This window comes from Anaerostipes rhamnosivorans, assembly GCF_005280655.1.
GTDB classification, from domain to species: Bacteria; Bacillota; Clostridia; order Lachnospirales; family Lachnospiraceae; genus Anaerostipes; species Anaerostipes rhamnosivorans.
Genome location: NZ_CP040058.1, coordinates 2,971,197 through 2,995,699 on the forward strand (window position 1 = coordinate 2,971,197; position 24,503 = coordinate 2,995,699).

Genomic DNA, 24,503 nt, shown 5'->3' on the forward strand with positions numbered 1-24,503 from the left:
TTCTTTTATCTTATATGCTTCCAGTCAATGTACACCGCTCCGGAGGTTGGCCTGTAGATTGATAATAGTGGCTTCATCTTTTTCACAGAACGACCGTTGAAACAAATCTGTCTCCTCTTAATTTCCTCCAATGCCCTTCTGCGGTACCGTTCCATCCAGATATTGATTAATTTTGGTGATATTCCATAAAACTCTGATAAATCCTCTTTTTTATAATGATGCAGTAAAATCCCGATGACTGTGTCCATCTGTCCCTGCTCTGTGGTAAAGTCAAACATAACAATCTCCCTTCCAATTTTGTATATTATGCCTATTGCCTTTCACGAACTTATGTTCTATACTCTTTAGTAAAGAGCGTAATTTTGTTACGGCTGCGATTTCGTATGTACAAACAGATATTCCAAAGGCAGATGAGGAAAATATGCTGTTTTTAAACACATTGCTTCCTCAATGGTGAACCTTCCGGAACCTGACAGCTTGTCCACTACGTCCTCCGCCTGTAACTTCAATACACTCGCTGCTTCTTCGTTTGTGATATTGGATTTCATTAATTCCATTTTCAAATTTATATATGGCAACAGTCTACCTCCTATCATTACTCATTTGCGTAATCTCTATTGTCATGATATACTCATTTGAGTTATTTGTCAATGTAATTATACGCATTTGCATATTTTTTTATTTACTTAAACTTTTTAATATGCTATTCTTTCTATAGAAAGGCGGTATATTTTTATGGGTATTGGATCAAAGTTAGAGCTGTTGTTAAAAGAACATCATATGAATCCCAACGAGCTGGCCAAAAAGATCAACGTGGCACCTACCACAATCTACTCTATGATCAAAAGAGACAGCCGGAAAGCTGATATAGAAGTTCTTTTAAAAATCTCAAAGGAGTTTGGAGTCACCACAGAATATTTCTGTGACGATGAATCTCTGATCTCTGACAATCAAAATGAACCATCTTATGCAGATTTGAAAACACTGATCGCAAGGAATGGGAAGGAAATGTCCATCGAAGAAAAATTAGAACTTATAAAGATGTTATCTGAATTATAAAGGATTGGTGGATTTGAATTATCACGATATACTTCTTAAGATACTTGATGTTTACAGAGACTGTGAGATCCAGTCATTTCCGATTGACTGCTACAGTATTTTAAGACACTACGGATACCGGATTTTCACGTATCAGAACATGCGGGACATCAATGAGCGGCTCTATGAATACTGCAGAAATTATTCTGAGGACGCGTTCCGCTACGGTGCCAACCGGATCATTGCCTATGATGAGACAAAGTCTCCTTTTAGGATCCGGTTCTCCATTATGCATGAGCTGGGACATATTATGCTGGGGCATTCCAAAGAATGCTCCCAAAATGAGCACCAGGCTAATTTTTTCGCCAGCAATATCCTGGCTCCCAGGATGGCGATTCATTTTGCCCAGTGCAGAGATGAGAATGATGTTTCCTCCTGCTTTCAGATCAGCAGAGAGGCCGGTTCTTATGCATTTCAGAATTACAGGCTTTGGAGAGATTCTGTATCCAGAGATGTAAGCGACATTGACGAAGCTATGTACCATCATTTTTATAATGAAGATATCGGAAAATTTATTTTTAGCGTCACAACGTGCAGTATCTGCGGCGAGACGATCTATAATTCAACAGATGACCTATGCATTCACTGTAAGATGGACAAGATAAGAAGAGAGTGCGCTCCTGCACATCTGACAAAAGATGACCGGATCCTAGTTCATATAGAACAGCAGTTTTTAAACAATATATAGCAAAAGAAACGTGAAAATATAACTAAATTCTGATATGCTCCCTTCCAGGCAGACAAATACAATAAGAAAAGCTTGCCGCTTAGACGGGAGCATATTTTATAGAAAGAAAAAATACGGGAATGACACAAAGTTATTTACAAGCAACATAAAAACTGCCAGCAGGCAGTACCTACTGGCAGAAAAAGTTTTATTTTTTATTCTCTGCTTTGCGGGGAACGGTTCAAAATGTAAAAAAGTCTTAATTACTACAGTGTGTCGATTCCTTATTATAATAATTCAGACACCATGATCACTGGCTTCCCATTTTTATAACCAACAATCTTTATTGCTAAACGCGAAATGTGCCCTTCCGCATCCTTAAACTTAGGGTCAATCTGTACTGTCTCTCCAGATTTTATTATCTCTGCCTTGTTGGATGGTCCAGGAATAGGAGTATTTCTCAAATCGCCAGACTCAAACGTCATATAATAAAGCGTAACTCCATTTTTAGCAGTGAACCACATACTCTCTTCATTATTACTTCTGCCTAAGTAAGTTGAAATATAACCACAACTGCCTCTGCCATACCCAGAACACACATCTGAAAAACTTTTTGTAATATCATATCTATAGTAAATAGAATTATCCTTAAATGTGTTCGTGCTATTCAGCCTATTATTAAAGTCTTCTACATTGATGGGGTCAGAGAGACCAGGTACTTTCCCATTATAAGGTTTTCCATTTTGCGTATAATCAGATTCAGCTTGTATCTTATAAGTTTTTACATACTTCCCTTTTGTGTCATACAGCTTAATTGTGCCCGTCGCGTTGCCTGCAGCTTTTTTCATTTTCACTGCAAAATATCCTGTCTTGCTGCCAGCCTTTTTCGTATACGTCTTTCCATTCATAGTTAATTTAATTTTGTACTTTGGCCTTGCATATCCTTTAATGTACTTGGAAGTCTTTGAAAACTTTTTAACTGAAATTGTTTTGGCTAAAATAGAAACTTTTTTCTTCGTGTAGTACTTCCATCTTCTCCCTGATTTCCGATAAGTTTTCACAATCAGACTTTCTCCTGCCGTCTGTTTAGGAATTTTTACGCTGAAATTTCCTGTTTTACTTGCATTTGCTTTATACGTCTGCTTTCCTATTATAACCCGCACCTGATACTTTTTCTTGGTCTTTCCTTTTACTTGTGTTGTCGTATCATACACCTTATTTACGAATAATTTCTTTTTAGCTGCTTTAGCGGAAATTGATGGCATCATAGAAAAAGTTAAAACCCCGCTCATTGCTATGATTGCTGCTTTTTTTATTAATTTATTCATACTTCTCCTCCTTTATTTAAACAAGCTCCCTGTTCTATTTTATCATAATTATAATGAATGATTCTATCTATATTTATATCTCTTCCGGTCTTCGGTAAGAACCCTGTAAAACTAATGTTCTTAAATTAAACATAATCAAATTCGCAGAATTTTTCTATGGAAATCAGGACTACCGGCTCAGCCGGTAGTTTGTCCTGTCCCTATAAGGGACCGTTACTTGTCTTGCATCTAAAGATGCTCTGATCCGGTCCGCCAACCACACTTCGTTCTCCGGGTGCCCGTTAACGGGCCTCTCTTCCCCCTACTTTACTGGCTCACCCGTAAACGGGTCGATGTATTCTTTCAGGGTCATTTGGTCGTATTCGATGTCCTCTTGTAGCTGTTTCTTTATATATTCCTCTATCTTTTTTTGCATTTTTACCTGCTGTATCTACGTAATATCCTCTACACCAGAAATGTCGATTCCCATACTTGTATTTCAGATTTGCATGCCGGTCAAATATCATCAGCGAACTTTTTCCTTTCAGGTATCCCATGATCTGTGACACACTGTATTTGGGTGGTATCTTGATCAGCATATGGACATGGTCCCTGCAGCATTCCGCTTCTATGATCTCGATCTCCTTTCGTTTGCATAACATGCTCAGTATGTTTGCCACATCCTTCTTGATCTGTCCATAGATTATCTTTCTTCGATACTTTGGTGCAAAAACTACATGATATTTACAATTCCACGTTGTATGTGATAGACTGTTATTGTCCATTTGGATCCCTCCTATGATCTTATTTTTTGGTTGGCGAACCTTTTTAAATCTTATCATAGGAGGGTTTTTGCTTGAAGCTTAAGCTTTCCCCCAACTCACCTGCATAGCAGGTGGTTTTTTATTTCGCAGACACTTCGTTACCTGCTCAATAGACTAAAGTCAACAATAAAAATGGCGCAAACACTGTAGATATCAGTGTTTGCGCCAAAGCCGAAAACCGGATTTGAACCGGCGACCCCTTCATTACGAGTGAAGTGCTCTACCTGCTGAGCTATTTCGGCAAATTGGGAGCAGTTATGCTCCTTTTGTTAAATATTGTTCAATTGTTGAGACAGCAGTCTCTTCGTCCGCTCCGTCCGCAACAACAGTAATATTGTCTAAATCATCCAAACCAAGACTCATCATACCCATGATACTTTTTCCATTGATCCTTTTGTTGCCTGCCTCGATTAAAATCTTGCTCTCGAATTGGCTGGCCATCTGGACCAAAAAAGCAACCGGACGTTCTTCCTTATTCTCCGTCACATGAATATTGATACTCTTAGAAATCATAATGATCCTCCCATTCTCATATCTTCAGCAATCTTACTCAGCTTCTTAAGACGATGATTCACTCCTGATTTGCCAACGGGGGGATTCAGCATCTCTCCTAGCTCTTTCAGAGTAGCCTCAGGATGTTCCAATCGCAGATAGGCGATGTCTTGCAGTCCCTGGTTCAGTTCACTAAGCCCTCTATGCTCTTGTAAAAATCGAATATCCTCGGCTTGCTTCACGGCTGCTGAAACTGTCTTGTTGATGTTGGCAGTCTCGCAGTTTACACGGCGGTTCACCGTGTTCCTCATATCTTTCAAGATACGGACATTTTCGAGGTTCATCAAAGCGACATGTGCTTCCATGATGTTTAGTACATCAACGATCTTTGCACCTTCTTTGATATACACTACATAGTACTTCTTACGAATTACTATTTTAGCATCTAATTCAAAAAAATCAAGCACATCTTGCAATTGTTCCGCAAATTCTTCATGAAGAGTTACAATTTCAAAGTGATAATTTTTCTCCGGATCACTCATGGAACCGGCTGCCAGAAAAGCACCCCGGATATAGGCCCTTTTACAGCACGTGTTCTGCAGGACTAATCCAAAATTCTTTGGCTCAAAATATTTCACTGCTTTCAATAATAAAACACAATCCTCATGTTTGTCAACAAAAACCGAATAATTTCGACTTCTTTTCAGATATTCATTGCGTTTCACCTGCAGTTCTCCATGAATACCAAACGTGTCTTTTAGCAGCGTAAAAAAGCGTTTTGCCACCGACACATTTTCTGTATGCACTTTTACACAGTAGGTGCCTTCATTAAAAAGGACCTCTCCGCAGAAATCAAGAATACCGGCAAGTTCTGCGATCTTACAGTGTCTGGCTCCGCTGGTGAGCCTTGCGAGTTCTTCTTTCACTTCACTTGAAAATGACATTTCCTACCTCGTTATATCTCTATGCTCAATCTTCACTGGATATGGCAGCTGTTTTAATCTTTCTGCCAAAGCATTTGTGATCGTGACGGACCGATGCTTCCCGCCTGTGCATCCAATCCCGATCACAAGATTATACTTCCCTTCCTTAATGTAATTTGGAATCAGGAATTTCAGCATATCTTCCAGCTTGTCTAAAAATACTCTGGACTCCTCATGCTTCATGACAAAATCCTGGATCGGCTTGTCATTTCCAGTCAAAGGGCGCAGATTCAGATCATAATAAGGATTGGGAAGGAACCTGACATCAAATACAAGGTCAACATCAGCCGGGATCCCAAACTTAAATCCAAAGGATACCACCGCCACATTGAAGTTAGCATATTCTTCTTCCCTGACAAATATTCTGTCAATTTCAGCCTTCAATTCCCTTGTGAGCAGCTGGCTCGTATCAATGACATAATCTGCGTGCTTTTTTAAGACATCCACTGCCTCACGCTCTTTTAGGATTCCATCCTCGATCCGCCCGTTGCGGGCCAGAGGATGGTTTCTCCTGGTCTCTTTATATCGTTTCACCAAGATTCGGTTACTGGCGTTTAGAAACAGGATCTCAAACTTGACGCCCATTTCATGGACCTTATTTAATTCTTCTAAAAACTCATCGATAGATGCTCCGCTGCGGATGTCAATACCGAGGGCTACATTGGATATGTTTGCCGTCTTATCCAGTGTAAGCTCCGCAAACTTGCAAAGCAGCCTGGTCGGAAGATTATCCACACAAAAATATCCGACATCCTCAAGCATTTTTAATGCGCTGCTCTTTCCTGCTCCTGACATCCCGGTAACAATCACAAACCTCATATCATTCTTCCTCTAAAACTTTCCGACCCGCTTCACTTCCGGCTCCAGGTCCACTCCAAACTTCTCCTTCACTTTTTTCTGTACATCTTCGATCAGCTGGAGCACATCTTTGGCTGTCGCATGATCCTGATTCACTACAAAACCGCAGTGTTTATCGGATACCCGCGCACCGCCGACCTGGTATCCCCTGAGTCCTGCGTCATCGATCAATTTCCCCGCGAAATATCCTTCCGGGCGTTTAAATGTGCTGCCTGCACTGGGCAGCTCCAGCGGCTGTTTTGTCTTTCTCGCCAATGTATATTCATCCATCTGCTTTTTGATCTCGGCAGGATCTCCATCTTCGAGTGAAATGGTACCGCTCAATACCGTATATCCGCATTTAATCACATTGCTGGTCCGGTATCCGAGTTCCAGATCACTGGCAGACAGCGTCAGAATCTCTCCGTCCTTCGTCAGCACTGTGGCTTCCTTTAACACCTGAATCATCTCTCCGCCGTAAGCTCCCGCATTCATAGTGATCGCACCGCCGAATGTGCCGGGGATCCCTCCTGCAAACTCAAACCCGGTGAGGTTCTGTCTCTGTGCTTCCTTGGCGATGGAACTCAGCAGTGCTCCTGCCTGGGCAGTGATCTCATTTCCTTTGCAGGTGATCTTATTCATGTTTTTATAGATCTGAAGTACAATTCCGTCAATTCCCTGATCGCCTACCAGGAGATTGCTGCCGTTTCCAAGGATAAAGAGCGGAGTTTCATATTCTTTTGCTGCTTTGACCGTACACTGTACTTCCTCTATGGTCTCAGGGATCACATACAGTTCTGCTTCTCCGCCGATGCGGAAGGTTGTATGATTCTTCATAGGTTCCCCTGTGAGTACCCGTTCTGGTGCTATCTTCTGTCTCAATTCTTCAAGAATCGTGCTCATGCTATTTTATTCTCCTTTGATCAGTCTTGCGGCCCCGTAAATTCCTGCATCGTTTCCAAGGCTTGCAAGAATGAATTTTCCTTCTTTTACAGCGCCGAAGGTATAATTTCCATAGTGCTTTTTAATGGCGTCCAAAAGTATAGTTCCCGCCTTGGAGACTCCCCCGCCGATCACAAAAACCTCAGGGTCCACTGTCAGAGTAATATTTCCAAAGGCCATTGCCAGTTTCTCACCTAAATGGTCTACCTGTTCAGCTGCAAAAGTGTCTCCCCCTTTTGCTAGGTCAAAAATATCCTTTGCCGAAAAGTCTGTCATCTTTTTCAGGGGTGTCTCTGCGTCGGACGCCTCCAATGCCTTCTTTGTCTCAAAAACAATTCCAGTCGCAGAAGCATACAACTCCAGACATCCCGTCTTTCCGCAGTTGCACTTGCGTGTCTCTGCCGGGTTGACTGTCATATGCCCGATCTCTCCGCCGTAGCCATGGCTGCCGTTGATGATCTGTCCATCGACAATCATGCCACCGCCGACTCCAGTACCCAGAGTGACCATAACCGCACTGCGGTAATCCTTTGCAGCTCCGACCCAGAGTTCTCCAAGGGCGGCCACATTGGCATCATTTGTCACCTTCACAGGACATCCCAAAAGCTTTCCAAGTTCTTCTGCCACATCGACCTGCCCCCATCCAAGGTTGACACATTCGTTTACCTTCTTAAGAGAAAGCACTGCTCCGGGCACACCCACTCCGGCTCCGATCAGCTGATCCGTCTGGATCTTGTGCGCTGCGATATTTTCTTTCAGCGCCGCTCCGATATCTTCGATGATATGGGCTCCGCCGTTTTCTTTTCTTGTAGGAATCTCCCACTTTTCCACAAGGCTCCCATCTTCCTGAAACAATCCCAGCTTTACTGTGGTGCCTCCCACGTCAATTCCATAAATATATTTCATGCCGCTTATTCCTCCAATTTCCCAGTCACTCTTTTGTATAATTCCTCTGCAGCATTGTATCCCATTTTCTTCTGGCGATGGTTAATGGCAGCTGACTCAACGATGATCGCCAGATTTCTGCCCGGACGGATTGGAAGTGCATGTGCCACTACCTTATTTCCAAGGTACTCTACATAGTTTTCATCCAGGCCCAGCCGGTCATAATCCGTGTCTTTATTCCAGTCTTCCAGCTGAATGACAAGATCAATGCTCTGGGTCATCTTGACACTCTCCACACCGAACAGATTCTTCACATCAATGATGCCGATACCCCGCAGTTCAATAAAGAACCGGGTCACAGCAGGGGATGAGCCGATCAGGGTATCTTTGCTCACACGCTTGATCTCCACCACATCATCTGATACGAGACGGTGTCCTCTCTTTAACAGTTCAAGGGCAGCTTCGCTCTTTCCGATACCACTCTCTCCTGTGATCAGAATACCTTCACCGAAAACATCCACTAAAACTCCATGGATCGAAATCCTCGGAGCCAGTTCCACACTGAGCCAGCGGATTACTTCCGCAGTAAATTCTGAGGTAGAATCCTTGCTGATAAAAACAGGGACTCCATATTTTCTTCCGAAATTAATGATCTTTTCACACGGTTCTTTCCCCCGGCAGAATACCAGGCACGGGATCTGGGCACTAAAAAGGCGGTCCAGGATCTGGTCGCAGTTATCTTCCTTCTCCAAGATATTGTTGATGTATATATATTCCACATTTCCGATGATCTGCACCCTGGATGATGAGAAATGGTCAAAAAAGCCTGCCAGCTGCAATGCCGGACGGTTTACTTCTGCCTGTGTAATATAAATGTCATTGGTGTTGATGTCCGGGATCACTGGGATCAACTCCAGCTTTTTTGCCAGTTCTGCCACCGATACCTTGTATTCTTCGCTCATAATGAATCCTCCTTGTCCGATTGTTATTCTTAGTTTATCACATTTTCTTCCTGAGACAAATGGAAAAACGAATAGATTTCTTTTGCCGCTTTCCGAGTCATGCCCGGCACCTGCATGATCTCATCTTCCGTGGCATCTTTGATGTTTTGTATCTGTTTGAAATGTTTCATCAGCTCTTTTCTTCGCTTTGGACCGACGCCTTTGATATCATCAAGCACAGAACTGACTTGTCCTTTTGCTCTCAGTGACCGGTGATACTCAATGGCAAACCGGTGGGCTTCATCCTGAATCCTAGTCACAAGCAGAAAAGCTTCACTTCGTTTTGGAAAGTAGATTTCATCATTATTATAATACAATCCACGGGTTCTATGATTGTCATCTTTCACCATACCACACACAGGGATTTCCAGATTCAGATCCTTTAAAACCCTCTCCGCAACGTTGACTTGTCCTTTTCCTCCGTCCATCAGCAGCAGGTCCGGAAACTTCGTAAAACTGCCAAATTCCAGGTCCTGATTTTTCTCTTTCAACTCCTCGATCTCCCGCTGTCCGTGTAACAGTCTTCTTGTAAGGACTTCTTCCATACTCTTGTAATCATCCGGGCCGTCCACAGACTTCAGGCGGAACTTTCTATAATCCCGCTTTCTGGCTTTACCGTCCTCAAACACGACCATGGATGCCACCGTCTGAAATCCGCTGATATTGGAAATATCAAAAGCCTCCATCCTGTGTAGTCCCTTAATCCCCAGAAGCTGCTCAATTTCCTTAACCGCCCCGATTGTGCGCTGTTCTTCCCGTTTCAGCTTTTCCTTATCCCTGTTCAGGACATTCCGTGCATTTTCTTTCGCCAGTTCCACCAGACGGTGTTTTTCACCTCGTACCGGGATCCTGATATGGACACGGCCTCCCCGTTTCTTGGACAGCCATTCTTCTACGATTTCTATGTCATCCATACCACATTCCAGGAAAATCTCCCCTGGAAGATATGGTGTCCCCGCATAAAACTGCTTTACAAATGCACTCATGAGCTCCTGATCCGAAGTTTCCTCGTCCTGGGTCATATGAAAATACTCTCTTCCCAAAAGCTTTCCGTCCCGAATGAAAAAGACAGAAACTACTGCATCTGTTTTTTCTTTTGCAAAGGCAATGATATCCCTGTTTTCAAATCCATGGCTGTTGATCTTCTGACGGTCTGCGATCTTTGCAATGCTTTTCAGCAGATTCCTGTACTCTGCGGCCGATTCAAATTCCAGTTCGGCAGCCGCCTGGTTCATCTTTTCAGTGAGCATTTCGGATACATCTTTATAATTTCCGTTTAGAAAGCTCAGTACTTTCTCAATAGATTTTTGGTAATCTTCCCTAGAAATATATCCCTGACACGGCCCTTCACACTGCTTGATCTGATAGTACAGGCAAGGACGGTCTTTTCCGATATCCTTTGGAAGTTTCCTGCTGCATGTCCTAATCTTAAAAAGCTTCCTCAGCAGCTCAATGATATCCTTTACTGCCCCCGCACTTGTATATGGCCCGAAGTATTTACACTTGTCCTGCTTCATCTTTCTGGCCAGCATGATCCGGGGATATTCTTCATTAGTGGTAACTTTGATGTACGGATAATTCTTGTCATCCTTCAGCATGGTGTTGTATTTGGGCCGGTGCTCCTTGATCAGGTTACACTCCAGCACCAGTGCTTCCAGCTCTGAATCTGTAATAATATACTCAAAATATGCAATATGAGATACCATATGCTGAATCTTTGTGGTTAAATTTCTGCTGCCCTGGAAATACTGTCTCACACGGTTGCAGAGTTTGATCGCCTTACCTACATATATGATCTCATCTTTGTCATTATGCATGATATAAACCCCGGGCTTTGCCGGAAGTTTTTTTAATTCTTCCTGTATGTTAAACATCCTGGCTCTCCTCCATCATCCCAACATGTGTGTACCATGATATCATACTCTAAAGAAACAGAAAAGAACAAAGTAGACACCCCCCATCATAACACCCATAGGGCTTTTTTATTCTTTCGGAAGCTGCAACGACTATCAAAAGCTAGGACTCAAGCAGACCTATGGAATAAAAAATAGTATTAGTTTCTGTGCTATTAAAAAGTCATGAACATTGAAATGTGATTTCGCTTTCTTATCTGTTACATAGCGGATTTCAAAATAAATGATATGGATTTATTGTATTCTGCGAGCTATACTTAATATCAAACAGATTGGCATTAATGACTATTTCTGAATGATAATTGTCGAAACAAGGAATACCTATTGATACACTCGCGAAATTTACAAGCTGTGTTATAAAATACAAGATAGATGAGGTACACTATGAATAGAATTTTTGATGCTCCTGCTCCTATTATTAATAAAAAGGAAGCAGACACACTCGATATTTTGACAGAAAAATATACTAAACTTATTGAACCCAGCAAACTTGCAAAGTTAGGTACAAAGGCAGGACAACTTGTACCCGAGAAAATTAAGAAATGGGGAATTGATATTAGCCTTAATATATCGGAGAAAGAATTATATTCTCAAATGATGAATGTAATCGGAAGTGGATTTAAAACTATCGAGGAACAGGCGGCTAAATTTTCTATTAATGAGAAGCAGATCATCACTAAGGTAAACCAAAACTCTGGTTTTGAAATACAAAAATTAGACGAAATTTGTTTAGTAAGAAGTTATGACATAGCAAAATTGGTCAATACATATAAAAATCAAGATACATTTGTCGCCACAATAGAGGGTGGCGGAACAGGTGCATTTGGATTTTGGGGATTGCCTTTTAACATTGTTTTAAGCACTTTTCTGTATTTTAGATCAGTACAATCAATAGCAATGTTTTATGGATATGATGTAAAAAACAATAGTACCGAATTAGTAATAGCAAGTGAAGTATTTACAAACGCATTAAGTCCAAGTACAAGCGATGCCAACAATGAAGCAACGGCTATTATTGGTAAAATTATGTTGATGAGCCAAGCTGCCGTTGTAAAGCAAACAGTGAAAAAAACATGGACGGATATGGCAGCTCGTGGTGGAATACCATTATTGTTGGCACAAATGAGAGCGCTAGCACATAAATCCGCACAAAAGGCACTTCAAAATGTAGGGGCAAAGGGATTGGAAAACAACATTTTCAAAGAAGCCTTTGAGCAAATTGGCCGAAAACTGACATTAAAAGCGATAGGAAAAGCAGTGCCGATTGCTTCTGCAGTTACGGGTGCATTGATTGATACGGCACAAATGAAAAAAGTGCTTGAGTATGCCGATATATTCTATCAGAAAAGGTTTATTATGGAAAAAGAAAGTCGTATTTCAAATTTAATAGGTGAATAAGAAATTTTAATAGAAATGGATAATCTAAGTAAAAGCATTTCTCCTTGAAATGTTACACAGTTAAAGAGCATTTTGCGAAAAAGGTATCAGCGCCAATTCAATAAAAATAACCCCGCAATGTCAAATGCGGGGTTACCTATTTAATGAAAAGAGAGGATTAATATATATGAAAAACTATAGTCTAAGTATATCAGAATCCTCCCCGGAAACAATGGATAGAAAATAAACAATTCTAAACAAAGTATAAAATGACCTGAAGAAAGTCTTAGGATTACTAATAATTTCTGACACAGCAGCAGTTTACTGTAGAACTTACTGGGTAATCAGAATCTTAACTATCTGTGTCCCAAATGTGTAACTGTTTTCAGGCATCCATCTTTTGACTTCTTTCTTATTTTGCTTCACTGTTTTTAATTTCATGGTTAAAGTGACTTCTTTCATTTCTTCTGTAGGCTTTATTTCTTTAATCAGTTCCGCCATTTTGGAAAGAATGTAGGGGCCTAACTGTTCTTTCTTTTTGATTTTTCCTGATTTTATAGCATTCTGCATATCTTTCATAAGCTCAGACTGTATTTTTGCAAGGTTAATACTCTGTGATTTCAGAATGACTGTTGCTGTTCCTTCCTCTTCGTCCTTTTCATCTGTTTTCACTTCATATTTAAGCTTTGCTAACGCATGGAGTATTGAATCAATAACTTTATCCGCGTCCTCAGATTTAAACATGCCTCCGGCATAATTTGCAGATGTCATGAAAGAAGACTTCATACTTGTCTTATAGGTCTTTAATGCCTTTTTTGCGTCTGCTTCCGTAATACCATATTTTACAAGTTCCTCTGTATTACCTCTGGTATACAAAAGATAATATGCTTCTGCAAGCTTGTGCGGCTCCGGAATTTCCTCTTTCTTCTTGCATCCGGCCAAAGCCAGAGAAATGATTAAAACAAGGCTTAGTAATACCGCCAATTTTCTCTTCATCTGCTTTTTCATAACCTGTTCTCCTCTATCTTAGAAAATGTTTTAAAGCAAAAGCCAGCTGCAGCAGAGTCTGTCGGCTCTGCTGCAAAGCTTTTTATTTTACATATTTGACTATGTATTTTCCGCTTGTATTCTTTGTATTTTTGGTTACCTTTACATAATAGGTGCCTTTTGATAATTTTCCTTTGAAAGTAATATAACTTGGGCTGTATGCCGTACGTGAACTCAGCTTTTTCTTTCCCTTGTACAGCGTTGCAGTCACACTTCCTGAACTGTTATATGTAGTAACCTTAAACTGTGTAGAACGACGTTTACTGACTTTAAACTTGTACCAATGGGTCTTCTTCTTAGCATCTGAAGCTGTCAGCACATTTGTCTTGGATTTCTTACGGCTGATAGATTTGGATTTGGATTTTTTGGTTGCATACTTGCCTGTGTAAGCTTTTTTTCCATATCTGGCAGTAAAAATATCATACTTTGATGTTCCTGAGATAACAAGACGATAACTCCCCTTACTTAGTGCATGATATTTTCTAAGATTCGAATTATAACTATATTTCTGATCAGTTACTCGCACCCATTTTTTACCGCTCTTTTTTTCAATATGACTCTTTAAAGAGTAGCCTTTATCTGAAACAAGATCTGTCCAAACTTGACTTCTCTTGGAAACAGAAAAATTCTGATAATTATTTCCACCATTTCCTGCTATATATTTAGCTGTTCCAGACAAATTCCCATTATTACTTGAATAATAGAAAGGTATATATCCAGTTGCAACGCTTGAATTATAAGGTGATGATACAGTTAATCTATATGTCCCTTCATTAACATAATTGGCAATCACTGTGCCTTCATCTGAATAACCAGAAGCTACAAAATTTCCTTTACTGTCAGTTAATGTGACAGTACAATTCGCTGGTGTTTGTGTAGGCACACCCGTAGATGTAACGTAAACATTCGAGAACTTTACACATAACTTTCCTTTTGTTGGCATATAAATATTAGATATTAATTGATTGCTGCCTGTTATTGGGCTAGCAACATTAAATTGGCCATTTTCAATCTTTTTGTTTATAGCATTGATACTTGCTCGAGTGTTGATATGATAAGCTTTTAAATTAGCTACTGACCGAACACTTTTTGATTTCTTTGAAACCTTGGTGCTTTGAGCAGTATTAAAACCCTGGATATCTTTTACTTTTTGGACTTCAGAGGACAACTGTCCTCTTTTGTTAACCACTTCACTAGAAATGCCTTCCTTCTTCTCCGCTCCAAATGCTACAGTGCTGAATCCCAACGAAAGGGACAGCCCTAAGCACACAACGGCTTTTAACGCTCTTCTCATAACGTTCTCTCCTTTTTATCATGTCTTTGTTACTGTGTATCTCACAAGTCCCCCAACCTCAAAGAACACAGCAGTTAATAGCTCCCAAATTAATTTATCATCAGAAATATTACCGGTTATCCACCTTTTCAGGGTACATGTCATGGTGAGCCAGTCTGTCAAAAGCAATCTGCTCCCACGGCGTTCCCTTTTTCCCATAGTTACAGTATGGGTCAATCGAAATCCCGCCCCTCGGCGTAAATTTTCCCCATACTTCAATATATTTCGGGTCCATCAGTTTGATCAGATCCTTCATGATAATATTCATACAGTCCTCGTGGAAATCACCGTGATTTCTGAAGCTGTACAGATATAACTTGAGGGATTTGCTTTCCACCATCCTTTCTCCCGGAACATAGGAAATATAAACGGTCGCAAAATCCGGTTGTCCAGTCATAGGACACAGACTTGTAAATTCCGGCGCATTAAACTTTACAAAATAATCATTGTCAGGATGCTTATTCGGAAAAGTCTCCAGCACTTCCGGTGCATAATCATCCGGATATTTTGTCTGCTGATTTCCCAGCAACGTAATACCTCCCAATTCCACATTGGTTCTACCACTCATCTTAATTCCTCCTGTTTTGTTTAAATCACAGGTCTTCATATATCTGTGATTCTTTTACCAGTATATCATATTTTCTGCTCTTTTTTTAGTGTTTTCACTTTTTCTTTTTAAACGAAACGAATAAAATACTGGCTGTCACGCCGCATAGGAATATGTATCTTAAGAACTGACCAGAGTCACTGGTTTGTGGATTCTTTGATACGTACTTGAGTTTATCTGGCTGACTTGCTTTTTTGGGTTTCCTTGGTTCTTCTGGCTCGCTTGCTTCTGTTGGCTCTATTGATTTAACCTGATGAGTATTTGTTAAGATAAAGTTCCCATCCTTATTAATTTCTACTTTTCCTGTGTAGCCATCTGGAATCTTAGTTTCCTTAATGGAATATTTTATTTCTTTGCCGTCTTCAAATTTCGCAAGCTCTGTCCATGTATAAGACCATTGGTTATCTGAGCTTAGTTTCACTGCTTCTCCGACTATTTTATCACCCGCATAGAGTTGAACAAAAATCTCGCTGGGACGAATACCGTCCTGGTCTTCCTTGTCATCCCATATCTTCGTTACAGACTTTGTAACAGTAGCTTGTGTGTTTGTAATAAGGAACTTAATTTCATTTCCATCTTGTGTCTTCTCATACTTTGTCTTAAATCCAGACACCTTGTGTTCTTTAATATCGTAAGTATATTGGGTTGGCAAATCTTTAAAAGTATATTCCCAATGATTCTCTTCGCTTAGTTTCACTGTTTCTAATATTGTCTTATTATCATTTTCATCTATTTTTATTAAATCCACTGTAATAGATTTGGGAACAGTTCCGGATGCCGTATTCCACTTCTTTTTAACAGATAGGTTATACCCATTGTCTTCTGTACCTATGACGACACTGCCATTAGCACCAATACCGCCGCCTCTTTTTGCTTTATTTCCTGTGACAATCACGGTTGCTTGCTTTCGCGCCATATCTTCAGCATTCTTTGCAGTTACTGTTTTTAACGCATAACCTTCTAGGCTATTGCTGATATCTTTAATCTCATCGCCTGAATTATTTGGATCAAATCTAGGAATTGATAAATCAGGTTGTCCAAGAACACCTTCAGCGACAACACCGCCGTCTCTGTAGTAAGAAACTTTACCTGCACCCAACATTCTATCTGAAAATGTAGTAGTATAATCAGAAGCTCTCGGCACAGAAACGAAATCATCCCCTGCCGCATCGGTCTCAGCAGTATTTCCGAACAATGCGCCTCCGTTATTTACAAGAATTTTAACACTTCCTGTAGGACAAGTCCAAATCCCGCCGCCAAGCAGGGAAGCAGTATTATCTGTAATTAACGTATTATACATCTGCAGTTGATAGGGAACACTGGCTACATAGATTCCACCACCCTGATCACGGGCAGTATTATTTGAAATGACACCGGCATTAAATGTTCCCATGTTTGTGGCCAGATAAATTCCGCCGCCAACTCCGTCAACACCTCCAGTACTATTAAGAGCTTCATTCGTGCTATTACCTGAGACAACACCGCCATTCATAGTAAAGGAAGCCGGGCAATGATAAGTCGTTCCCCACTCTTCAATTTTAAACCCTGCGTTACCAGCATCTGATGATATAAAACCATCATTAGCTGCGATACCGCCTCCTACAGGTGCCTGATTATCAGTTATCTGCCCCTGATTCATTTTGAAGTCGCCATTACATATAATAAGGACACCGCCTCCGGCATATCGTGATGTATTTTTTGAGATGACACCGCCGTTCATTTCAAAAGAGGCTACAGATTTATAATCTGGCTGGAGCCATGTCCCTACAGTAACTGCTCCGCTAAGGTAACTGCTATAATTATTCGATATCTCACCACCATTCATAATAAAACTAGAAGCATCTTCATTCCTGCCATTACGGCCACCCTCTACGAAAACTTCACAACTCAAATCGCTGTTTCGATTATTTGCTATCAGACCGTCATTTAATACAAATTTACTTCCGTTCCGAAGAAATATTGTATTTACCTCCATATCTGTATAATTATCAAATACATTATTAGATATTTCACCGCCATTCATAATGAAGTCAGCATGGTCTTCTAAGAAAACACCGGAAGATGCATCATTGTTTTTAATCGTACCTCCAGTCATGGTAAATTCTGCATTTTTTCCGCTTACATGAATAACATAACAAGTATGCTGAGTCATATTTCCTGATATCATTGTGAAGTTTCCTAAAACCTCGATTGCAGATGCTACCCTCAGCCCTGTCTGATATCTTTCTCCTACCTTATTTCCGTCAACGGTTATTCCATCTAAATACAGCTGGCCACCTTCCTCGATCTTAATCATATGAGCCTTTTTATCAAGTCCACTCGTGCGCTTTAGACTTCCATTTCCTGCAAAATGAATGATCTTTCCATCAGGTATTACAATTTCTTTCTCCACGTCAATACTTGTATCAATGGTCAACGTAGTTTTTTCACCATCTTTTGCAGCTATGATACTATTATTTAAGGTATCAATATTCGTTATCGCTTTTAAAAGCGATGACTTTGCCAATTTTTCTTTAGTCGTTGTTTTTTCTGTTTTTGAACTAGATGCTGTTTCGTTTTTGGCTGTTTCCTCTTTGATTTCCGTAACTTCTACAGGTATATCAACCGATAATGTTTCTAATTCATCAGGTTTCTCTATATTTTCCATCTTTTCTTTTTTGTAGAATATCCGGAACTGATATGTTCCGTTCTTTGATACCACTGTTTGAATACCGGACCCGTTATATGCATGTTCCTTTCCATCTGGCAGGAGTACTTTATCTATTTCAATCTTCTCCTTCTCTTTCATATCCAGTGAAAGCTCTACGGATGCTTTATCTTTGTCAAAAGTCTTTTTTAATACATATTGAACAGCTTTATTCTCTCCCTGAATCTCACTTGGATTTTTCGCAAATACTTGGTTTGCTGCTTGTAACAAAACACTGCATATCATAATAAAAATCAATATAATTGACCAATGCCAATATTGAGATTTCTTTCCCATTTGTTTTCCTCCCGTCTTTTATATCTAAAACCGCTTATCATGATGTAACGTGCAATAGAAATTTCTATCAGGACAGTTTTCTGTCGCAAAATGATAACAATACTTGCCCCCCTCTCCAAATACGAATCTGACCTTATCACAGTTACTTTTCAGACAGAGAGATGTGGAAAAAAATCAGACATTTTGTTACACAAATGATAAAATAAAGATGATCCATAAACAGGGAACTTTTAGATACTTTTTACAGAGAGAAATGCCGGAACAAAAAGTCTACAATTTGTTCCATCAGACGAAAAATTTTTCTTATTTACGGCCGTTTTCTACTCTTTTAACCCAACGGCCAAATGTAACATGATTGCTATTTAACATTTTACCAGCTTCTCGCTGGCTTATCTGTTCTGATTTCCATAAGTCATAGACTTCTTTAAAACCATCTGGCAATGCGTTTTTAGGTCTGCCAAATCGAGTACCTTTCGCCTTTGCTTCTTTGATTCCCTCCATCTGGCGCTGATGAATATTTTCTCTTTCAATCTGCGCGACATAAGAGAGAATTTGTAAAACCAAGTCTGCTATAAACTTTCCTGTAATTCCATTGACTTGATTTCTGGTATCCAAAAGCGGGAAATCCAATACAATAATATCTACATCTTTTGTCTTGGTAAGATACCGCCACTGTTCTATGATCTCATCATAATTCCTGCCTAATCGGTCAATCGATTTGATATACAGTTCATCACCTGCGGCAAGTCTTTTTATTAATCGCTGATATCTGGGACGATTAAAGTCCTTTCCGGATAATTTATCAATATAAATTCTTTCCTTTTCCAGTCCAGCTTTCTGCATAGCCGACATCTGTCGATCGATATTTTGGTCTCTTGTTGACACTCTTACGTAACCATATTTTTTCATCTGTAAAATCCTCCAATCTTAGTAATTTCAATTCTTAATTATCTCATGTCTTAACCCTAGAATCAGCGGCAATTATTTCCATCCTATGAAAACATCGTTTTGAAACCAGGGTACTGCCCGATGCCAAGATTGATCGATGATTGGTAAATGGGATATTGATTATCAGATTGCCAGTCTTGAGGCTTTAAAACCTAGGAGAAAAGAACTGACAGAGAAGATTTTGATGTACCATTAATAATGGATGATTGTAGAAATGCGAAAAGAAAACAAAGACTTTGGATATTGAAAGACCTTTTATTCTGAACAAGAATGGTCCTATCAGATAAAAACGTATAGAAAAGCACTGAAGACAGAGTAAATCCTTCAGAGTATATCAAGGAGGGAGGACTATTGAAGAATTGAAGATTTTTCTGTGCTCCTTTCATTAGTAATTGTAGCTCCTCTTATGGAGTAAAAAATATTCTGCCCAGAAGCACCGCACCTCCGAGAATCACGATACAGCCTGCGGCCGCAAAAATAAATCCTCGTTGTTTTTCTTTATGTTCCGCCTTTTTTTCTTCTTTCCCTGTTTCTTTCGACGAAATTGTTTTCTGCCGGTCCGCGTTTTGTTGTTCCTGGGTGTTCTCTTCTTCTGACGCGATCTTTTGCTGACTGCTTTTTTCCGTCTTCCTTTTTTGTATTTTGCGGGTCCTTGTCCCTGCTGCCGTCTTGACACTGCGGTTCTCAGCGATACTCTCTGGCTTCTCTGTACTCTTGTGTCTTTTTTGTTCCTTCTGGGACTGGTCTTTTTCTTGATCTACGGTCTGCCCGCCTCTGTCTCCTCCAGACTCCCCGCTGATGGAAGACCCGGAGGAACCATGGTCTGCATCCATTTTCCAAGCGGCGCTGGTGCCTGAGAAAATGCTGTCTCCAGAAACTTTTGCCCGCATATAAAATATATTCTCTCTGACCGGAATGTCAAAGACAAAACCAAACACCCCGTACGGCTCAGGATAAGTCTCCCCTTCAAGGATATTCGTATTTCCGTTTTCCTTTGAATAAGTCTTCCAGTTCTTCTGATCCTCACTGTATTGAAGAACCATGGAGTCTGCACCTGCAGGAAAAGGCATTTCCAACATTCCCTTCACCCTTCCCCCTGAATTTAACAGGATCTTATAACTGTTTAAATACATGCCCTCCGGCCCCACTGCAATCACTGCCGCTTTTGGACTAATCCCTGCGGAGTTTAGATACACTCCAAACAGATCACTGGTCATAAGCCGTCCTGCCACAATCGTGATCCCTGCCTTTGAAGCATCTAGATTTGAAAGCTCCCATTTTATTGGCACTGAAATCCTGCTTTTTTCCTTTGTCTGCGCATTTTCCACGTAAACGCCCGCATTTTCTGGCAGCAGGGATTTCAGATCAGAGCCTGTCCTGCCGATGGCTGGAGAAAGGCCGTCAATATCGTATATACTGTAGACTGTATTTTTCATTCCTGAAATCTCAGGAATCAATTTGGAATCAGTGCTAGACACTTCAGAACCTGTAACACTGAACGCATTTCCAGAGGGATCACTGACAGATGAAGTAATGCGGCAACGGTTTACTTCGGTTTTTCCCAGGTTTGTCACCCCCCAAGCTTCCTGTTCACCAAAAACGCTGATATTACAATCCGTTAAAGTAACCTTCTGGTCATTATTATTTTTTATGCCGGCAACCGGTCCAGTTCCTTCGGCTCTGACATCCAGCCGTTCAAGAATAAGAGGCTCTCTTGGGCCATGATAAATCCCGGAGATATCCTGTCCTTTTATCCTGATCTTAAACCGGTCTAACGGATCAGAAGAAGTTTGAAGGCCCCCACGGACTATTTGGACTGCACATGCATAATCAGACTCATTTACAATCGTTCCTCTTTTTAATATCAGCTGGGAATCATCACTGTTTGTCATCAATACAAACATACATTCCCCGTTTATTGTAAGATTAGGGTTATCAATCACCACTTTACTATTTGCAATAATTCCATGGGCCCCGCAATCGATCCGTATCTTGCCGCTGCCGTCAAACCGGATGGGATCATCCTCTGTCCCCTTAGTCAATTTCAGATCCCCTGACAGTGTATAGACAGCATCCGTATCATTTTTATGTTTGTCATACCATGCTAGAAATTTCTCTTCATCTTCCGTTTTCGGCGGCGTCCATGCAAAGCAGGACACAGACTGTACCAGAACCATTGACAATACTGCCATAACGATAAAAACTGTCTTTTTAAAATATCTTTTCATCTGCCCTCTCCATTCCCCAAATTCTCTGTATCATAGTATACCTTATCGTGCAAAGCACGCCAAGCCCGAAGGGCATACACTACATCCATTTTTTACATGGTTGGATTAAAAGCATTTTAAAAGCCGAACGGAATTATGTAAAAAATGATTTTTATACTGTTTTTCGTTTCACAATAAATAACAACATTCTCCGATTAAATTGCATTGGAACTCTATTATGTTTACAATGATATTAACAATCTTAAAAAGGAGTCCGCCTATGGAACGTTTGCTTTTTGTCGATGATGATATGGAAATCCTTAAAATTAATAAAGTTTATTTTGAAAAATGCGGTTATCTAACGGATACCGCGACAGATGCCATAACAGCACTTTCCTGCTTATCGGAACACGACTACCAATGTATCATCCTGGACATTCATATGGAAAGGACGGATGGTTTTTGTCTCTGCCGCACGATCCGCGCCAATTATAATATACCGGTGATCTTTCTGACAAATCTGACAGAAGAGGAGATCATGGTGGAGAGCTTTGACTGCGGCGGCGATGACTATATCACGAAGCCGTATCTCTTAAAAGAGCTGGAAATGAGAATACGGGCAAGGATCAGAAACGCAAAGCCTGTTGAACCAGCCAGCCGCCCCTCCGGGCTTTCTATGGACAATGAACAGAAACAGGCATATATCGGAAATCTTCCCCTGAATCTGACTGTCAATGAATTTGAGATTCTCAGATTCCTTATGGAACACAAAGGTATCCCATACCGCCAGGAAGAGATTTACCGGGCCGTATGGGGAGAGACATGCTACAATACACACAGCATCCAGATCTTGATCATGCGTATCCGAAAAAAGATCCAGGCCCTGTCTCCTGAGAAGGAATATATAAAAACACAGTGGGGAAAAGGTTATATTTTCACAGAATAAATCAAACGTCATATGGAGTCTGTCATGAAACGAAAGAAAGAGAAATCCCAGAATACAAAATTATCTGTTCTGATCCTTATCGCTGCTCTGCTCTGTGCCGCCTTGATCTTCTCCTTTTGCTATTTCCTGGACAATAAATATCAGACGTCAAATACAGATCCCTCCAAGGGGCTGGTCCCCCTTGCGTTCCAGTGGGATTTTTACTCCGGCCATCTTTACACTCCGAAAGAACTCTCCTCCCAATCGGTCCAGTCTCCGGAAACAATCTTTATCGGCCAGTTTGGCAATTTTTCATCTCATCAGCCCAGTCATTCCCCTTTTGGAACGGCCACATACCGCAAAGTCCTGAATCTCGGCACTTCTCAGGATGGATGGCTGCTTCAGGTACCGGAGATTTTTTCTTCCTGCCGAATCTATGTCAACCAAAAGCTGGTCCGCCAGATGGGCACCCCGGACGCGAAACCCGTCTCCAGACATATACAAAATACACTGATCTCTCTCCCCTCAGGAAGTGTGGAATTAGTCATTCAGACAGCCAATGATACCCATTATTACAGCGGGCTTACCTATCCTCCTATACTTGGTACAAGCGGTATGGTCACAAATGCCCTGACCCAAAAGCTGATTTTTTATGCTCTTTTGTGCTTTTTCCCGCTGGGAGCCGCTGTTATTTCCATGGGTGTCTGGATCCGAAAAAGGCCGGACCCAGTCTTTGTGGCATACGGCCTGGTCTGCCTATTTTTTTCTGTCCACGTCAGCTACCCATTCATCCACTGGCTCGGATGGGATCTGGGCGGCATCTCCTATCTCATTGAAGATGTGTCATATTTTGCAATGCTGTCTTGTATGGTTTTGCTGACAATCCGGCTGTGCAGCGGGATTCTGCCGATTAAGCTTCATATATTTGTTTATACGTTTACTGCCCTAATGGCTGTGTCCCCGGTTATTTTTACCTATGCACTGTTCCCTGCGTTCCCAAGTGTGGTCAATGTATATGGAACCATTGTTTATACTTCCAAATTGATGGTCAGCCTCTATTTAGTCCTTCTGTCCTTACTGGGAGCTGTGAAGGAAAAGTCCTCTATATGGCTGCTCGCCGGAAACGCAGTCTTTGGTTTTGGCCTTTTTACTGACTTATGGACCGGGGGAGCATACGAACCACTCCGCTTCGGATGGCAGGATGAGTACAGCGGTTTTCTCATGGTTCTGTTCTTTATGGTTCTGATCATCCGTTATAACCGGGGGCTGATCGTCAAAAACCAGCAACTCACCCAGCATCTTCAGGAGGAAGTGGAGGCAAAGACAGCCCACCTGTCAAAGATGCTGGAGGAACGCAAAGAATTTCTTTCCATCGCCGCCCATGACTTAAAAGCTCCTGTGTCGGCCATTAAGACCTATATTGATTTTATACGTGAGGGCGGGATCAACATTGATGAAGAATTAGAACAATATTTAGAGATCATAGATAAAAAGTCCTCCCAGATTCAGAGTGATATCAGCAGCCTTCAGATTTTTAATGCAGAGGACAGGATCCATGAGCCGCCCTGTCTCATGGACTGCAATGAATTTCTGTCCTATGTTTACACAGAGACAAAACCGTACACAGACGCTGGCGGTATCTATTACTATTTACGTCTGCCGGAAGGCCGATTTTTTATCTATCATCAGAAATCCCGCCTTTTCCGGGCTTTTGAAAATCTGATCCTGAACGCCACCGAACACACTCCGCCGGAAGGTTCCCTGACCATAACCGCTGAGTATTCTGATAAGGAAGCGGTCATCACTTTTACTGATACTGGAGAAGGAATCTCTCCCGAAGACATGCCTCATATCTTTGACTATAAATTCAGCACAAAAAACAGCCCCGGCACCAGGGGTCTGGGCCTATATTTTGTTCGGATCTCTTTGGAGGAATATAGCGGCACCATAAAGGCCATATCAGAAAAGGGCAGATATACAGCCTTTACCATAACACTTCCTCTGGCGAAACAAGAACATTAGAAAAATTTGATTTGGACCCCGTCTTATCCATATCAATGAGACGGGAAAGGCCGATTGACTTCTGTCCTGTTTTGGGCTACTATAAAAGCAGTGAAACACATCTTT

21 protein-coding genes, 1 tRNA gene and 1 pseudogene are annotated in these 24,503 nt (G+C 41.0%); 5 read left to right on the forward strand and 18 right to left on the reverse strand.

The genetic code is table 11. From position 1 onward, the window contains the following. Positions 1-5 precede the first annotated feature (5 nt). Entirely contained in the window at positions 6-278 is a 273-nt protein-coding gene (locus AR1Y2_RS14695; protein WP_243118772.1) for a hypothetical protein, read from the reverse strand. A gap of 87 nt (positions 279-365) precedes the next feature. Beyond that, entirely contained in the window at positions 366-578 is a 213-nt protein-coding gene (locus AR1Y2_RS17900) for a hypothetical protein (RefSeq protein WP_175403673.1), read from the reverse strand. 157 nt (positions 579-735) lie between these two features. On the opposite strand from AR1Y2_RS17900, the gene AR1Y2_RS14700 reads away from it, so the two are divergent. After that, positions 736-1,059 (forward strand): helix-turn-helix transcriptional regulator, encoded by a 324-nt coding sequence (locus AR1Y2_RS14700; protein ID WP_137329648.1) that lies wholly within the window; start codon positions 736-738, stop codon positions 1,057-1,059. A 7-nt stretch (positions 1,060-1,066) separates the two neighbouring features. After that, entirely contained in the window at positions 1,067-1,786 is a 720-nt protein-coding gene (locus tag AR1Y2_RS14705; RefSeq protein ID WP_137329649.1) for an ImmA/IrrE family metallo-endopeptidase, read from the forward strand. 266 nt (positions 1,787-2,052) lie between these two features. Here the strand turns inward: AR1Y2_RS14705 and AR1Y2_RS14710 are convergent, their stop codons facing one another. The 10 genes and pseudogenes from AR1Y2_RS14710 to uvrC form a co-directional block, all read right to left on the reverse strand. After that, positions 2,053-3,093, reverse strand: coding sequence for a serine/threonine protein kinase (locus tag AR1Y2_RS14710; RefSeq protein WP_243118773.1), 1,041 nt, complete (start codon positions 3,091-3,093; stop codon positions 2,053-2,055). A gap of 301 nt (positions 3,094-3,394) precedes the next feature. Then, a pseudogene (gene tnpA, locus AR1Y2_RS14715) lies at positions 3,395-3,857 on the reverse strand (IS200/IS605 family transposase). A gap of 208 nt (positions 3,858-4,065) precedes the next feature. Continuing rightward, positions 4,066-4,138 (reverse strand) — tRNA-Thr (locus tag AR1Y2_RS14720). A 13-nt stretch (positions 4,139-4,151) separates the two neighbouring features. Then, complete coding sequence (locus AR1Y2_RS14725) at positions 4,152-4,409, reverse strand: HPr family phosphocarrier protein (protein WP_137329650.1); 258 nt, start codon at positions 4,407-4,409, stop codon at positions 4,152-4,154. Further along, complete coding sequence (gene whiA / locus AR1Y2_RS14730; RefSeq protein ID WP_137329651.1) at positions 4,406-5,332, reverse strand: DNA-binding protein WhiA; 927 nt, start codon at positions 5,330-5,332, stop codon at positions 4,406-4,408. Before whiA ends, AR1Y2_RS14725 begins: the two co-directional genes overlap by 4 nt. Positions 5,333-5,335: 3 nt before the next feature. Further along, positions 5,336-6,190 carry an RNase adapter RapZ gene (gene rapZ, locus AR1Y2_RS14735; RefSeq protein WP_137329652.1) on the reverse strand — a complete coding sequence of 285 codons (855 nt, stop codon included), beginning with the start codon at positions 6,188-6,190 and terminating at the stop codon, positions 5,336-5,338. Between the two features lie 12 nt (positions 6,191-6,202). After that, entirely contained in the window at positions 6,203-7,111 is a 909-nt protein-coding gene (gene murB / locus AR1Y2_RS14740; protein ID WP_137329653.1) for a UDP-N-acetylmuramate dehydrogenase, read from the reverse strand. 6 nt (positions 7,112-7,117) lie between these two features. After that, on the reverse strand, positions 7,118-8,056 hold the full coding sequence (locus AR1Y2_RS14745) for an ROK family glucokinase (RefSeq protein WP_137329654.1): 939 nt from the start codon (positions 8,054-8,056) through the stop codon (positions 7,118-7,120). A gap of 5 nt (positions 8,057-8,061) precedes the next feature. After that, on the reverse strand, positions 8,062-8,997 hold the full coding sequence (gene hprK, locus AR1Y2_RS14750) for an HPr(Ser) kinase/phosphatase (RefSeq protein ID WP_137329655.1): 936 nt from the start codon (positions 8,995-8,997) through the stop codon (positions 8,062-8,064). 29 nt (positions 8,998-9,026) lie between these two features. Further along, positions 9,027-10,910, reverse strand: a complete 1,884-nt coding sequence (gene uvrC / locus AR1Y2_RS14755; protein ID WP_024726494.1) for an excinuclease ABC subunit UvrC — start codon at positions 10,908-10,910, stop codon at positions 9,027-9,029. 423 nt (positions 10,911-11,333) lie between these two features. Between uvrC and AR1Y2_RS14760 the strand changes: the two genes are divergently transcribed. Beyond that, positions 11,334-12,347, forward strand: a complete 1,014-nt coding sequence (locus AR1Y2_RS14760; RefSeq protein WP_175403674.1) for an EcsC family protein — start codon at positions 11,334-11,336, stop codon at positions 12,345-12,347. Between the two features lie 312 nt (positions 12,348-12,659). Here AR1Y2_RS14760 and AR1Y2_RS14765 read toward each other — a convergent pair whose 3' ends face one another. From AR1Y2_RS14765 to AR1Y2_RS14790, 6 genes are all read right to left on the reverse strand, one after another. Beyond that, a complete protein-coding gene (locus tag AR1Y2_RS14765) occupies positions 12,660-13,334 on the reverse strand; it encodes a DUF5105 domain-containing protein (protein WP_137329657.1) in 675 nt (224 codons plus the stop codon). Positions 13,335-13,416: 82 nt separating this feature from the next. Beyond that, positions 13,417-14,667, reverse strand: coding sequence for a DUF2369 domain-containing protein (locus tag AR1Y2_RS14770; protein WP_137329658.1), 1,251 nt, complete (start codon positions 14,665-14,667; stop codon positions 13,417-13,419). 109 nt (positions 14,668-14,776) lie between these two features. Beyond that, positions 14,777-15,274, reverse strand: a complete 498-nt coding sequence (queF, locus tag AR1Y2_RS14775) for a preQ(1) synthase (protein WP_137329659.1) — start codon at positions 15,272-15,274, stop codon at positions 14,777-14,779. A gap of 94 nt (positions 15,275-15,368) precedes the next feature. Next, positions 15,369-18,296, reverse strand: coding sequence for a Cna B-type domain-containing protein (locus AR1Y2_RS14780; RefSeq protein ID WP_137329660.1), 2,928 nt, complete (start codon positions 18,294-18,296; stop codon positions 15,369-15,371). Between the two features lie 303 nt (positions 18,297-18,599). Then, the gene (locus AR1Y2_RS14785; protein ID WP_137329661.1) at positions 18,600-19,205 is read right to left on the reverse strand and encodes a recombinase family protein; all 606 of its coding nucleotides are present in this window, start codon (positions 19,203-19,205) and stop codon (positions 18,600-18,602) included. 443 nt (positions 19,206-19,648) lie between these two features. After that, complete coding sequence (locus tag AR1Y2_RS14790) at positions 19,649-21,472, reverse strand: hypothetical protein (protein ID WP_137329662.1); 1,824 nt, start codon at positions 21,470-21,472, stop codon at positions 19,649-19,651. Positions 21,473-21,731: 259 nt separating this feature from the next. Between AR1Y2_RS14790 and AR1Y2_RS14795 the strand changes: the two genes are divergently transcribed. Both AR1Y2_RS14795 and AR1Y2_RS14800 read left to right on the forward strand, forming a co-directional pair. Continuing rightward, positions 21,732-22,397, forward strand: coding sequence for a response regulator transcription factor (locus tag AR1Y2_RS14795; protein ID WP_137329663.1), 666 nt, complete (start codon positions 21,732-21,734; stop codon positions 22,395-22,397). A 24-nt stretch (positions 22,398-22,421) separates the two neighbouring features. Continuing rightward, positions 22,422-24,398, forward strand: a complete 1,977-nt coding sequence (locus AR1Y2_RS14800) for a sensor histidine kinase (RefSeq protein WP_243118774.1) — start codon at positions 22,422-22,424, stop codon at positions 24,396-24,398. Positions 24,399-24,503 lie beyond the last annotated feature (105 nt).